Origin of the sequence: Mycolicibacterium frederiksbergense (assembly GCF_012223425.1) — a bacterium.
Classification (GTDB): domain Bacteria; phylum Actinomycetota; class Actinomycetes; order Mycobacteriales; family Mycobacteriaceae; genus Mycobacterium; species Mycobacterium frederiksbergense.
The window spans coordinates 2,908,967-2,922,610 of the sequence record NZ_CP038799.1 but is presented as its reverse complement, the minus strand read 5'-3'; the positions used below and the strand labels follow the sequence as shown (position 1 = coordinate 2,922,610).

At 67.1% G+C, this 13,644-nt stretch carries 13 protein-coding genes; 7 read left to right on the top strand and 6 right to left on the bottom strand.

Features of this window, described 5'->3' with window-relative positions; all coding sequences use genetic code 11:
* Genes EXE63_RS17065 through EXE63_RS17050 form a run of 4 tightly spaced genes read left to right on the top strand, consistent with a single transcriptional unit; the run spans nt 1 to nt 3,826 of the window.
* The gene (locus tag EXE63_RS17065) at nt 1-642 is read left to right on the top strand and encodes an MBL fold metallo-hydrolase (protein ID WP_168145628.1); all 642 of its coding nucleotides are present in this window, start codon (nt 1-3) and stop codon (nt 640-642) included.
* 6 nt (nt 643-648) lie between these two features.
* Nucleotides 649-1,533 carry a tRNA glutamyl-Q(34) synthetase GluQRS gene (gene gluQRS, locus EXE63_RS17060; RefSeq protein ID WP_168142923.1) on the top strand — a complete coding sequence of 295 codons (885 nt, stop codon included), beginning with the start codon at nt 649-651 and terminating at the stop codon, nt 1,531-1,533.
* Between the two features lie 44 nt (nt 1,534-1,577).
* Complete coding sequence (locus tag EXE63_RS17055) at nt 1,578-3,074, top strand: ABC transporter substrate-binding protein/permease (RefSeq protein ID WP_168142922.1); 1,497 nt, start codon at nt 1,578-1,580, stop codon at nt 3,072-3,074.
* Entirely contained in the window at nt 3,071-3,826 is a 756-nt protein-coding gene (locus tag EXE63_RS17050) for an amino acid ABC transporter ATP-binding protein (RefSeq protein ID WP_168142921.1), read from the top strand. The genes EXE63_RS17055 and EXE63_RS17050 overlap by 4 nt, the downstream gene beginning before the upstream one ends.
* On the opposite strand, the gene EXE63_RS17045 is transcribed toward EXE63_RS17050, so the two are convergent.
* The 3 genes from EXE63_RS17045 to EXE63_RS17035 are packed head-to-tail and all read right to left on the bottom strand — an operon-like array spanning nt 3,813 to nt 7,094.
* A complete protein-coding gene (locus EXE63_RS17045; RefSeq protein ID WP_168142920.1) occupies nt 3,813-4,370 on the bottom strand; it encodes a TetR/AcrR family transcriptional regulator in 558 nt (185 codons plus the stop codon). The two genes, EXE63_RS17050 and EXE63_RS17045, sit on opposite strands and share 14 nt — an antisense overlap.
* The gene (hpnE, locus tag EXE63_RS17040) at nt 4,367-5,728 is read right to left on the bottom strand and encodes a hydroxysqualene dehydroxylase HpnE (RefSeq protein WP_168142919.1); all 1,362 of its coding nucleotides are present in this window, start codon (nt 5,726-5,728) and stop codon (nt 4,367-4,369) included. The genes EXE63_RS17045 and hpnE overlap by 4 nt, the downstream gene beginning before the upstream one ends.
* A 28-nt stretch (nt 5,729-5,756) precedes the next feature.
* On the bottom strand, nt 5,757-7,094 hold the full coding sequence (locus EXE63_RS17035; protein ID WP_168142918.1) for an acetyl-CoA hydrolase/transferase family protein: 1,338 nt from the start codon (nt 7,092-7,094) through the stop codon (nt 5,757-5,759).
* Between the two features lie 40 nt (nt 7,095-7,134).
* Here EXE63_RS17035 and EXE63_RS17030 point away from each other — a divergent pair, with 40 nt between their 5' ends.
* Complete coding sequence (locus EXE63_RS17030; RefSeq protein ID WP_168142917.1) at nt 7,135-8,493, top strand: flavin monoamine oxidase family protein; 1,359 nt, start codon at nt 7,135-7,137, stop codon at nt 8,491-8,493.
* A 49-nt stretch (nt 8,494-8,542) separates the two neighbouring features.
* On the opposite strand, the gene EXE63_RS17025 is transcribed toward EXE63_RS17030, so the two are convergent.
* The 3 genes from EXE63_RS17025 to tgt all read right to left on the bottom strand — a co-directional run bounded on the left by EXE63_RS17025 (nt 8,543) and on the right by tgt (nt 12,493).
* Nucleotides 8,543-9,841, bottom strand: a complete 1,299-nt coding sequence (locus EXE63_RS17025; protein WP_168142916.1) for an HNH endonuclease signature motif containing protein — start codon at nt 9,839-9,841, stop codon at nt 8,543-8,545.
* A 188-nt stretch (nt 9,842-10,029) separates the two neighbouring features.
* Nucleotides 10,030-11,256, bottom strand: a complete 1,227-nt coding sequence (locus EXE63_RS17020) for a cytochrome P450 (protein ID WP_168142915.1) — start codon at nt 11,254-11,256, stop codon at nt 10,030-10,032.
* 19 nt (nt 11,257-11,275) lie between these two features.
* The gene (gene tgt / locus EXE63_RS17015) at nt 11,276-12,493 is read right to left on the bottom strand and encodes a tRNA guanosine(34) transglycosylase Tgt (RefSeq protein WP_234904535.1); all 1,218 of its coding nucleotides are present in this window, start codon (nt 12,491-12,493) and stop codon (nt 11,276-11,278) included.
* Nucleotides 12,494-12,565: 72 nt separating this feature from the next.
* Here tgt and EXE63_RS17010 point away from each other — a divergent pair, with 72 nt between their 5' ends.
* Together EXE63_RS17010 and EXE63_RS17005 are read left to right on the top strand one after the other, a co-directional pair.
* Complete coding sequence (locus EXE63_RS17010; protein WP_168142913.1) at nt 12,566-13,006, top strand: lipoprotein LpqH; 441 nt, start codon at nt 12,566-12,568, stop codon at nt 13,004-13,006.
* A 117-nt stretch (nt 13,007-13,123) separates the two neighbouring features.
* Nucleotides 13,124-13,639 carry a lipoprotein LpqH gene (locus EXE63_RS17005; protein WP_168142912.1) on the top strand — a complete coding sequence of 172 codons (516 nt, stop codon included), beginning with the start codon at nt 13,124-13,126 and terminating at the stop codon, nt 13,637-13,639.
* Nucleotides 13,640-13,644: the final 5 nt, after the last annotated feature.

Sequence of the window (13,644 nt, the reverse complement as noted above, 5' to 3'; positions counted from 1 at the left end):
ATGCGGCAGATCCGCTCCGACCTGTGGGAGACCCGGCAGGACAGCCCGTTTCCCGGTCTGACCACCCACGCCTACCTGTGGACCGGCGGCCCGGGTGGCAACGTGCTGTTCTACAGCACCCAAACCGAGGCCGACTTCGCCGAGCTGCAACGGCTCGGCGGAGTCGCCCATCAATACCTGTCCCACCGCGACGAAGCGGGTCCGATGCTGGGCCGCATCGCCGCACACTTCGGTGCCCGCCTGCACGCCCCGGCGGCCGAACTGGTCGATATCGGCAGGCACGCCCACATCGAGGTCCCGATCGACAGCAGGCACGTCGACGCCAACGGCATCGAGGTGATCCCCACCCCGGGGCACTCCCCCGGCAGCACCAGCTATCTGGTTCCCGGCGCCAACGGCCAGAGCTACCTGTTCACCGGCGACACCATCTTCCTCGGCGAAGACGGTGACTGGGCGGCCGGCCATCTGCCCGGCATCAGCGACGCGGCCCAGTTGCAGGACAGCCTGCAGGTGCTGGGCAGGTTGCATCCCGATCTGGTGATCTCCAGCGCCTTCCCCTCGGAGTCCGGCGTGCAGGTTCCCGGTCCGCGGTGGGCACAGTGCGCGGCGGAGGCCCGCGATCGGCTGGCGGAGGTAGCCTGACGAGCTATGCCGGGCCGGGGCGAGCGAATCGACGGGAGACGTTCAGGCCGTTTCGCACCCAGCCCGTCGGCCGATCTGCACATCGGCAATCTGCGCACGGCGGTATTGGCCTGGTTGTTCGCCAGGTCCACGGGGCGCCGGTTCCTCATCCGGGTCGAGGATCTCGATGACCGCACGTTCGCCGATGTGGCGGCCCGGCAGCTTTCCGATCTGACCGCGATCGGGGTGGTCCCCGATGATCCGCCCGAGTATCAGACCACCCACGCCGGTCGCTACGACGGCGTGATCAAAGAGCTGTCCGATCGCGGCCTGGTGTACGAATGCTACTGCAGCAGAAAGGATATTCTCGGCGCGCCGCGGGCCCCGCACGCACCGGAGGGCGCCTACCCCGGCACCTGCCGGGATCGCGAGCCCCCGGCCGATCCCGACCGGCCGCCGGCACTGCGGCTGCGCAGCGACACCTTCTCCTACACCGTCGCCGATGTCCTGCACGGTGAATACACCGGTGTGGTCGATGATTTCGTGCTGCGACGGGGCGACGGGGTGACCGCCTACAACCTGGCGGTGGTGGTCGATGACGCCGCCCAGGATATCGACCAGGTGGTGCGCGGTGACGATCTGCTGTCGTCCTCGCCGCGGCAGGCGTATCTCGCGGCACTGCTGGGCTACCCCCCGGTCACCTACGCGCACGTACCGCTGGTACTCAACGCCGCGGGCAAACGGCTGGCCAAACGTGACGGCGCGGTGACACTCGCCGAGATCGGTGTGGCGCCCGCGCTGACTCTGATCGCGGAATCCCTGGGTTATTCGGCCACCACACTCGACGGCATGCTCGGCGAATTCGATCCCATGTCTGTGCCGCGGCAGCCCTGGGTATACCGCCCCGTGTGAGCGAAACCCTGTGCACGGCGGACAAGCATTGTTACGGTCCGCCCGTGCTCGGAAACCTCCGGCGGGTACTGCTCGCCACACTGCTCACCGCCGCGGTGATCCTCGGCGCCGTCGGCTGCGGCGCGCCCGACGATACCGGCACGGACCCGATCCAGTCGGCGGGCGTACTGCGGGTCGGAACCGAGGGTACCTACGCGCCGTTCAGCTATCACGATCCCGCCACCGGCGAACTGGTCGGCTATGACATCGACGTCGCCAAGGCGGTCGGCGACCAGCTGGGTGTGACCGTCGAATTCGTGGAAACGCCATGGGATTCCATCTTCGCCGCGCTGGAAGCCAACCGGTTCGACATCGTCGCCAACCAGGTCACCATCAATCCCGAACGCCAGGCCAAATACGACCTGTCCCAGCCCTACACGGTCGGCGAAGGCGTCATCGTCACCAGAGCCGACGACGACTCGATCAGCTCGCTCGATGACCTGTCAGGCAAGACCACCGCCCAGTCGATCACCAGTAACTGGGCGCAGGTCGCGCGCGATGCCGGCGCCACCGTCGAGGGCGTGGAGGGCTTCGCGCAGGCGATCACCCTGCTCAACCAGGGCCGCATCGACGCCACCGTGAACGACAGCGTCGCGGTGTACGCCTACCTCGCCGAGACCGGTGACACCTCGGTAAAGATCGCCGCGCAGACCGGGGAGACGAGCGATCAGGGCTTCGCCGCCCGTAAGGACAGCGGTCTGCTGCCCGAACTCAACAGCGCCCTCGACCAACTGCGCGCCGACGGCAGGCTGACCGCGATCTCGGAGAAGTACCTGAAGGCCGACGCGACCGGCGGCGCAACGGATACAGCCCGGAGCCCCGGTGCGACTCCGGAGGTACGCTCGGCGTTCCAGCTGGTGCTCGACAACCTCTGGCCGCTCGCCAAGGCCGCGCTCACCATGACGATTCCGCTGACGATCATCAGCTTCATCATCGGCCTGGTGATCGCGCTGGCGGTGGCACTGGCCCGGTTGTCGTCGAATGTGGTGCTGAGCAATGTGGCGCGGTTCTACATCTCGATCATCCGGGGCACACCGCTGCTGGTGCAGCTGTTCATCGTGTTCTACGCACTGCCGGAGTTCGGGGTGCGGATCGACCCGTTCCCCGCGGCGGTGATCGCCTTCAGCCTCAACGTCGGCGGCTATGCGGCGGAGATCATCCGTTCCGCGATCCTGAGCGTGCCGAAGGGGCAGTGGGAGGCCGCCGAGACCATCGGCTATCACTACACCGGCGCGCTGCGGCGCATCATCCTGCCCCAGGCCACCCGGGTCGCGGTCCCGCCGCTGTCCAACACGTTGATCTCGCTGGTCAAGGACACGTCCCTCGCGTCGACGATTCTGGTGACCGAGTTGCTGCGACAGGCTCAGATCGTCGCGGCGCCGACGTTCGAGTTCTTCGCGCTCTACGGCACAGCGGCGATCTACTACTGGGTGATCTGTCTGGTGCTGTCCTTCGGGCAAGCCAGAGTGGAGCACCGACTGGAAAGGTACGTGGCGAGATGACCGAATACCGTGTCGAAGCTCGGGGCATCGAGAAGGCGTTCGGCGACAACAAGGTGCTGCGCGACGTGTCCTTCACGGTGGCCACCGGCACCGCGACGGCGATCATCGGCCCGTCCGGCTCGGGGAAGACCACCCTGCTGCGCACCCTGAATGCGCTGGACCGTGCCGACGCCGGAGTGATCCGGGTCGACGATGTCGAGATCGACTTCGCCACCCCGACCCCGAAACCCGAGATACGCCGATTCCAGTCGCGCAGCGGGTTCGTGTTCCAGGGCCACAACCTGTTCCCACACAAGACGGTCCTGGAGAACATCATCGAGGGCCCGGTGATCGTGCAGAAGCGACCCAAGGACGAAGCGGTCGCCGAGGCCGTCGCACTGCTCGAGCAGGTGGGGCTCGCCGAGAAGCAGGATGAGTACCCGTTCCAGCTGTCCGGCGGCCAGCAGCAGCGCGTCGGTATCGCGCGGGCACTGGCGCTCAAACCCAAGCTCGTGCTCTTCGACGAGCCGACGTCGGCCCTGGACCCGGAACTGGTGGGCGAGGTACTCTCGGTGATCAAGGATCTCGCCGTCGAGGGGTGGACCCTGGTGATCGTCACGCACGAGATCCAGTTCGCCCGCCAGGTGTCCAATCAGGTGTTGTTCACCGACAACGGCGTCATCCTGGAACAAGGCACACCCGAGGAGGTCATCGGGAACCCCCGGCAGGAGCGCACCCGCCAGTTCCTGGACCGGATCCTCAACCCGCTGTGACCTCGGCGGCCCAGGCCACCAGCGACCGCAGGTGAGCGAGCATTGCCTCTTCGGGGTGGGCGGCCGGGTCGTCGAGGTGTAACCGGGCCAGTTCCTCGATGGCGGCCAACAGAACTCGGGCGACGGTGCCGTCCGGCTCTATCGACAGCAGCCGCGCCGCCACCGACCTGGCGTAGGCGCGACCCAGCTCGAGCCGCACCCTCGCCTCCGGCGGGGCTCCGTCGGGAGGCCGCAGGATGATCCGCCAACTCGCCGGAGCCGCATGCAGATAGGCCAGGATGCCGCGGCCCAGCTCGTCGATACTGCCAACTCCGTCCACGCTGCCGATCCCCGAGAAGGCCACCGCGGACTCACGGTCCAGCAGGGCCGTCGTCAGGCCGGCTAGGTCGGTGAACTGTTGATAGACAACGGTTCTGGTCACCCCCGATTGGCCCGCGACGCCCTCGATGGTCAGCGCGGGGAAACCATCGGCGGCCACGATATCGCGCGCCACGTCGAGCAGTTGGGCCCGGCGATCAGCACCGCTGAGACGCCGGCTCGTCATTTCAGCAACAGCTCGACGGCCTTGGCTGCACTTTGCACGGCACTCTCCATGGTGGCCGACCAGTCGGTGGCGGTCCAGTCACCGGCCAGCGCCAACGAGGGTACCGAGGTGCGCTGTGGCGGACGCAACGAATCGGTACCGACGACCTGGGAGAAGGTGGCCCGTGGCATCTTGACCAACTGGGCCTCAAGCACTTTCGCCTCCGTCGCCGCCGGGTAGTACCTGCGCAGCAAGGCCAGCTGCTCGGCAACGATCTCGTCATTGCTCTTGTGGATCTGCTCGTAGGCGCCGCTGGTGGTCAGGCAGTACAACCATGACCGCTCGGTGCTCCGGCCGTGCATGATCTGCCGGTCGAAGACCTCGTCGATGACCCCGGTGCCGCCGATCAGCCCCTCGAAGGCGGACTCGGTGCCCAGCGGCCGGTCCAGGTACAGATTGGTGCTCACGATCGGTGTGTAGCCCAGTTTGTCTGCCGCGGCGTAGATTTCCGGATGCTCGGGCAGATCGTCGAGCAGGCCGGCGATATTGGAGTTGGGCACCGCGCACACCACCGCGTCCGCGGGGATCTCGGTCCCGTCCGCGAGTTGCACCGCTCTCACCGCACCATCCTCGATGCGGATCTTGCGCGCCACCGCCCGGTAGCGCACATCCACACCGCGCTCGTCGAACACCTTCACGGCGCCCTCGATGTAGAGGGTGTCCAGGTCGACCGTGGGGTAGCCGATGGTGACCGGGGTGCGGTGTTTGATCCCCAGCCGGATGCCGGTGCCGAGCACATTGGCGAAGACCTTCGCCGACTCCTGCGCGACCGGCTCGGCGGCGATTCCCAGCGCCAGCCAGTCCCACAACGCTTCCCGGGCCGGTGCGGGCATCCCGACGCGGTCGAACCACTGCTCGGTGGAGATATCGGCAAGATCGGCCGGTTGCCGCAGCGCCTGCCAGCCCAGCAGCATGGTCGCGCGCGCAGCGCGCAACCGGTCCGCCCAGCTCGCGTCCGGATGCACCCCGAACAGGGTGCGGATCGCGCCGAAACCAGTGGTCTGCATCGTGACCTTGCGCCCGTCGGGCCAGCGCAGTGTGGAGGATTTCGGGAACGCGACGTGTTGGCGGGTGCCGACGCTGGTGAGATACCGGTAGAGGTGTTGATACCCGCTGGCGATGACGTGCTGGCCGTTGTCGGGCACGTCGCCCGGGCCATTGCTGCCGGTCTCGGCCCGCATGGCGTGCGTGCGGCCGCCGAGGCTGCCACGCCGTTCCAGCAGCGTCACGGTTCGCCCGGCCTCGGCCAGCCAGACCGTCGAGGCCAGCCCGGCCAGCCCGCCACCGATGACCACGAAGTGCCGCGCGTCGTCTCCCATCTGGCGACTGTAACTTACATTTTGTAAGTTATAAGAGAATGGTGCGATCCGGAACCGGTGAGCGCCCCTTGGCCGCCCGCGCAGCGGCCTCCAGCAGACCCTCCCGGAACTGCGGATCGGCGATGGCCGCCAGCGCCTCGCCCCGCTCACGCACCGTCAGGCCCTCCAATTCGGCGGTGCCGTGTTCGGTGACGATGACGTCGACGTGATGGCGCGGCGTGGTGATCACCGCGCCGGGTCCAAACCACGGCACGATGCGCGAACGCAGTTCACCGTCCTTCATGTACGTCGACGGCAGGCAGATGAGTGAGCGGTCGGACAACTCGAGGCCGGCGCCGGCCACGAAATCCTCGGCCCCGCCGATCCCGCTGAACTGCCCGCCGTCGATGGTGTCGGCGACCACCTGCCCGTGGATGTCGATGCCCAGCGCACCGTTGATGGTGACCATGCGATGGTTGTCGGCGATCACCTCGGGTGCGTTGACCACCTCCACCGGCAGGAAGGCCACCTCCCGGTTGCCGTCGAGCCAGTCGTAGAGTTCGGCCGAACCGAACGCGAAGGTCGTCACGCTGACACCGTCGAACTGGCCCTTGTGGGCGTTGGCGATCTTGCCCGCCCGGTGCAGGCGCATGCAGCCATCGGTGAACATCTCACTGTGCAGCCCGAAGTCGCCGCCGTCGCCCTCGGCGAGCAGGGTGGCGATCTGGTTGGGGATCGAGCCGATCCCGGTCTGCAGGGTCACCCCGGAGGGCATGTAGGCCACAGCGTTCTTCGCGATGGCCCGGTCGACGTCACTGGGCGGTGTGTCACCTCCTGGCAGCGCGAGCGGTGCCTCCGAGGATCGCACCAGGATATCGATCTCGTCGACGTGCAGGGCGTGCCGGTGATCGCCCATCCCGTAGGTCCGCGGGAACGCATCGGAGGCTTCCACGATGAGCAGCCGGTCGGGATCTGCTCCAGCACGCCGCAATTCGTCGACGGTGCCGCCGGCGTGCAGGGACAGCGAACACCAGCCGTCGGCGTCCGGCGCTGCCGTGACCGTCGTCATCACCCGCGGTGACTGCCGTTGCAGCAGCGGACCGAAACGCCGGAAGTCCGCGGGCACGAACTCGACGTCGCCACCGCCGTCGCGGACCGCCCGGTCCAGCGGGCCGTAGAAGCCGGACAGGTAGTGCACGCCCTTGCGGGTGAACAGCTCGGTGATGACCGCCAGTAGTGCGCCGTAGACCCGCAGATCGGTCCAGTCGGCGCGCTCGCCCAGTGCCCGCAGGAACGCCGGCGGCTGGCCGGGCCCCAACGGAATTCCCAATGTATCGGTCGCCTGCAGCCGCGCGGCGGCCTGCTCGGCGGTGAGCTCGGTCGGCATCTGCCCGACGCTACGCGATCATCGTGAGAGGGTGTCGTTCATGGCAAGCGATGAAGCGGACGTCCTGATTATCGGTGCCGGGCTGTCCGGTCTGATCGCAGCCCGCACGGTGCTGGCGGCCGGGTTCACACCGCTGATCCTGGAGGCGGACACCCGCGTCGGGGGACGCATCCTCACCGAGGATCTGGCCGGTCTGCCGATGGAATTGGGCGCGCAGTGGATCGGCGATACCCATCACCGCATGTTCGCGTTGGCCGCAGAACTCGGTGTCGAGACATATCAGCAGTACGACGAGGGTGAGACGTCCTACGAGCTCGCCGGCACAGGAATTTTGCGCGGCAACGAGTTTCACGACCGATTCGACGATGAACTGGCAGAGCTGGAGACGGTGCTGCGGCGTCTGGACGAGCTGTCCGCCGAGGTATCACCGGCGACTCCATGGACCGCACCGCACGCCGCCGAATGGGACGCCATCACCGCGGGCGCGTGGTACGACACACAGGGTCTGTCACCGGTCGCGCGCACACTGCTGGAGATCTGCACCGTCGGGATCCTCGCCGTGCCGACGGTCGAAGTGTCCTTTCTGCATCTGCTGTTCACCATCCAGACCTGTGGGGTGACCGCCGAGCTGTTCGCCGAGTCCGAGGGTGGGGCGCAGACCACCCGGTTCGTCGGCGGGACCGCCGAGATACCCCAGCGGCTGGCGGCGCTGGTCACCGACCACCTGGTATTCGACGCCCCGGTGCAACTGATCGAGCACGGCACCGATTCCGTCACAGCGCATTGCCGCGGCGGGCGCACCGCGCGCGGGCGGCGCGTGATCGTGGCGCTCTCACCGATGCTGGCCGGGCGCATCATGTACGACCCGCCACTGTCCGGGTACCGCGATCAACTGACTCAACGAATGCCGAATTCGGCTGCCATGAAGGCGTTCTTCGTATACGACGAACCCTTCTGGCGGGCAGAAGGACTCAACGGGCAGCTGATCTCCGATATCGGGCCGGCCCGGATGTCGAATGACACCTGCATCGAGGGTGACGGGCACGGTGTGATCCTGCTCTTCCTTGAGGGCGAGCAGGCCCGCACGCACGCCCACTGGTCAGAAGCCGATCGCCGCGAGGCGCTGACCACCGAACTGGTGCGGCATTTCGGTGATCGGGCGGCGAGGCCGCTGCACTACATCGACGGGGAATGGGGCAACCGGCAGTGGACCCGCGGCTGCTACAACGCCAACTGCGGTCCGCTGGTGTGGACCACCTACGGACCCGCACTGGCGGAACCGATCGGTCCGATCCACTGGGCGTCCACCGACACCGCAACACAATGGAGCGCCTATATGGAGGGCGCGGTCGAGGCCGGTGAACGCGCGGCCGGCGAAGTGATCGCGGCACTCACCTGAGCGCCGGCCGCGCGGGCTTCTCTGTGTAGTTGTCAAGGTGCGCAGGGGTTTATGCGGCGGTGGGCAGGGTGGTCATGGTGCGTCGTGCGTGGGATCGCAGGTGCGCCGGTTCTGGTTCGGCCGGGTCGTGCGGTGGGATGAACCAGGGGTGGCGATCGGCGCCGAGGTAGACCTGCCAGCCGCCGTGGTGGATGGCGGTGTGGTGTAGTCGGCACAGCAGCACGCCGTTGTCGAGGCTGGTGGCGCCGCCGTCGGCCCAGGGTGTGATGTGGTGGGCGTCGCACCAGGAGACCGGGCGGCCGCAGCCGGGGTGGGCACAGCCACCATCGCGTACCGCCAACCCTTTCCGGATCACGGGCGTGAACAGTCGCTCGCTGCGCCCGACGTCCAGCGGTGCGCCGGCCTCATCGACGAGCACCGCGGTGAGGGTGCTGTCGCAGGTGATGAGATCGGCGGTGCTGGCGCTAACCGGCCCGCCGAACCCCAGGGTGTCCAAGCGCACGTCGCTGCGGATCAACGTGACGTGTGGGAGGACGCCCCCGGAGGTCGGGCGCCGGGAATTCGACAGGTAGGTCCGCATCACCTGACCGAACGCATCGGCCCGCCGCCTACCCGCCGGACGTGGGTCGGGTGTCCCGTCCGGGAGCGGTACGGGCCGGCACAACGGATCCAACGCGGTGAGCAGTTCCTCGCCGGTCAACGCATCGAGATCGAGGGACACCGCGACCCGCCCGTCATCGGTCTGCACCACGGTCATCTCGTTGAGATCAGTGTTCTCCGCGACCGGCACCGCGCCGTCGTCGACAGGCTGTGTGGCCGCTTTGTCGATGGCGATCTCCCGAGCCTTCTGGCCCACGTCGGACGGGGTGGTCTCGATCATCAGCTTCGTGACGAGGCCCGCTCGTTCCGCCTCGGACAGGGCGACCCGGCTGTTGACGTGAGTGACTCCTTTTCCGATGGCGTCGGCGAACTCGATACCGATCCCACCGAGGCGCTGGGCCCGGGTCAATGCCGGCATGGTGTGCGCCGCACGCCCCACCCGTATAGCCCGGTAGGCCACACCGGGAGCTACACCCAGGCTGGTGAGCAGGTCGGCTCCTGAGCCGAGGTGTTTACGTGCTGGAATCCCAAGGCGCTCAGCAGCGGCGACTGCCTGGGCGATGACATGGTCGAACAAATTGCGGGCCACCACCGCAGCGGCCAGCACCGCGAGCAGGGGCTGTTCATCGACGATCCGGCGCGGACAGTCCAATAGATGAAACAGAGTGCGATCCCCATCCCGCACAGGCGAGGGGGTGAGGTCATCGATCAGCGCATCAATGAACGTGTCGAGATCAGTGGCGTCCATGTGGATACCGGCTTTCGCAGAAGGTGCCCAAGGGGCACGATCAGGCAATACGGTCCGGGGGTCCCAAAGGGGCCATCGAACCTCGCGGCGACCGAAGTCGCGGTCTGTGCTCACCGAGTGGTGATGGGAGCAACGTCGCATTCGAACTTGTGTTCGATACTACGCCGAGCCGGCGCACCGTGCAAGGGCTAGTACAAGGCGACTGAAAGCGCAGCCAAACCGCGGAGGGTGACGTTTGGTTTGTAGACCGGATCGGCATTCAACCGCGCCTGCGGGAATCGAGCGGTCAGCATGGACAGCGCCACCCGCGCCTCCAACCGGGCCAGCGGTGCTCCCAGGCAGAAATGCGGGCCGAGCCCGAAGGACAGATGACGGGTGGCCTCGCGGCCTGGCCGGAACTCGTCGGGTACGTCGTACATGGCCGGATCGCGCTGGGCCGCGGCCAGCAGCAACAGCATGGTGTCACCCTCCGGGATGTCGACATCCCCGATGCGCATGTCCGCTCCGGCGATCCGCATCACCAGCTGGACCGGCGGATCGAACCGCAACGTCTCCTCGACGATCGCACCCGCCAGTTCGGCATCGGCGGCCAGCGCCGACCAGTGCTCCGGCGTCCGCAACATCTCCTGTGCCGCATTGGCGATCAGGTTGACCGTCGTCTCATGCCCGGCGATGAGCAGCAGATTGCAGGTCGCGACGATCTCATCCGCGGTCAACTGATCGCCGCCCTCCTCGGCCGCGATCAGCGCTGAGATCAGGTCCTCCCGCGGGTCCGCACGCCGCCGCTCGACCAGTTCACCCAGGTACTCGCGCAACCAGGCGCCGGCCTCGAGGCGGGCATCGGCCTCCGGGTCGGGGGCGCCGGTGATCGACATGATCGGGTCCAGCGCCTGCGCCACCAGGGCAGCGGCACTGCTGAACCGCGATTCGTCGGCCACCGGCACACCGAGCAGCCGGCAGATCACGGCCACCGGCAGCGGGTAGGCCAGACCGGAGATGAGGTCGGCCGAGCCGGCGTCGGCCATCGCGTCGAGCAGGCCGTCGACCGTTGCGGCGATCTCGGGCTCCAGCGCCCGCACCACCCTCGGCGCGAACGCCTGCTGGGCGAGCTTGCGCAGCCGGGTGTGATCCGGCGGGTCCAGGAAGAGGAATCCGGGTGTGTTTCCCCGAGGCGGCATCGCGCCGGACGCCAGTTGTCGTTGCACGACAGAGGATTTCATGCTGTCGCTGCACGAGTCCGGATGCCGCAGCACCTCATCGCAGTCGGCGAAGGACGAGAACACCGTCATGTTCGATTCCGGCATGAGCAGCGGTCCGAGCCCGCGGATCTGCGCGAACAGTGGGTAGGGGTTGGCCCGGTTGGCCGGGTCGAGCATCTGGAGCAGCAGCATCTGCGGATCCGCAGTACTTGTCATTTCCCTATTCTACAAACGTCTAAGAGGCCCGCGAGCTGCCGTAATACCGGCCCAGGACGTCGGCCTGCAGCTCGTCGAACCGGTCGTCGAGGATCGACTGCCGGATCCGGTCGACCAGCCGGACCGTGAAGCGCTCGTTGTGGATCGTGCACAACGTCGAGGACAGCATCTCCTTGGCCTTGAACAGGTGATGAATGTAGGCCTTGGTGTAGTTCGCGCAGGTGTAACAGTCACATTCGGCATCGATGGGGGTGAAGTCGCGCTTATAGCGCGCCCCGGTGATGTTGAACCGGCCCGTCGCCGAGTAGACGGCCGCGTTGCGCGCCACCCGGGACGGGGACACGCAGTCGAAGGTGTCCGCGCCGGCGGCGACTGCCGCGAACAGATCGTCGGGTTCGCTGATGCCGAGCAGATGGCGCGGCTTGTCGTCGGGCAGCTCATCGGTCACCCATCCGACGATGGTGGCCAGATTCTGCTTCTCCAGTGCGCCACCGATGCCGAACCCGTCGAAACCGATATCGGCCAGACCGCGGGCGGCCTGGCGGCGCAGATCCTCGTACTGCGCACCCTGCACCACCCCGAACAGCGCCTGATAAGGCTTGTCATGACGCACCTCGGTGAGCCTGCGATGCTCGGCCACACAGCGCACCGCCCAGTCATGGGTACGGCGCACCGACTGTTCCTGATAGCTGCGGGTATTGACCAGCGTGGTCAGCTCGTCGAAGGCAAAGATGATGTCCGCGCCCAGCTGATGCTGGATCCCGATGGACACCTCGGGGGTGAACCGGTGCGAGGATCCGTCGCGGTGCGAGCGGAACGTCACGCCGTCCTCGTCGACGTGGGCGAGGCGTTCCTTGCCCTCGGCGATGACATCGTCGGCCTGCACCCGGGTGGTGTCCATCGACAGCACCTTCTTGAACCCGACACCCAGTGACATCACCTGGAATCCGCCACTGTCGGTGAACGTCGGCCCCGGCCAGTTCATGAAGGCGCCCAGTCCCCCGGCCTCGTCCACCACATCGGGCCCCGGCTGCAGATAAAGATGGTAGGCATTGGACAGAACAGCCTGTGCACCAAGGTCTTTCATGGTTTCCGGCAGCACCGCCTTGACGGTGGCCGCGGTGCCGACCGCGATGAACGCCGGGGTCTGGATATCACCGTGGGGCGTGTGGATGGTGCCGACCCGCCCGGACCGCCCGGGCAGTTCGGCCTGTACCTCGAAGAACGGCTCACTCACCGGGACATTCAACCAAGTCGACATTTAACCAAGACACTGTGGCCCACCACGCTCCGGCCGTACATTCGTTGCATGAGAATCGGAGCGTTGGCCCTGATCGCGGGGGCCGTGGCGGCGTGCGCGGCGTGTTCGTCGGAACCCAAGGCCGCCCCACTGCCCGAGGGCGTGCTCGCCGCGGGCACCGCACAGATCACCGTCGACGGCCGCGATGGCGGCACCACCCACGAGGTGCAGTGTTCGTCGATGGGCTTCCAGACCGCCATCACCACCGGCAACCGGACCTCGGGGACGACAGCCCTGGTCTCCCGCGGCGACGAGCTCACCGCCGAGTCCGTCGGCATTCGTGACCTCGCCGGTTTCACCGGCAGCTACAACGCGGGTCTGGGCGAACCGGCCGCCGAGGTCACCATGACGGGCCCGACGTTCGTCATCTCCGGAACGGCGACGGGCTTTCGCACCGATGCGGCCAGTTTCACCGCCGACGGGACGTTCACCCTTCGGGTGTCCTGCTGATCTGTCATGGTCGGACAAGATTTTCGCGCAATTCGATGACTACGGGTCCGGCGGCGCACATACTGCTGAGGTTCATCCGGCGATCTTGATTGATCGCACAACCTAAGGAGATCAGTGGTGAAGCGAGGCTTCGTAGTTGCCGTGAGTAGTGCGGCGCTCCTCATCGCCGGCTTGTCCGGCTGTTCCTCGGACGACAAATCCTCATCCAGCAGTGCCTCTTCGGAGACGAGTGCAGCCGTCACGTCGGAGGAGACGGCAGCATCCGCAACCGAATCGCCCACCGCCGCCACCGGGTCGGGTACCACCAGGGTCGTCATCGACGGCGCAGAGCAGTCCGTCAACGGCAGCATCGTGTGCGCGGCCATGGGCGGCAACGTCAACATCGCCATCGGTGAGGCCACCACCGGCATCGCCGCCGTCGTCAGCGAGGGCGACGCCCCCACCGTCACCTCGGTGGGCCTGGGCAACGTCAACGGGGTGACCCTCGGCTACGCCGCCGGTGCGGGTGGCGAGGCGACGGCCGAGAAGGACGGCAACACCTACAAGATCACCGGGACCGCCACGGGCGTCGACATGGCCAACCCGATGACACCGGTGAACAAGCCCTTCGAGATCGAGGTCACCTGCCCCTGACCCGG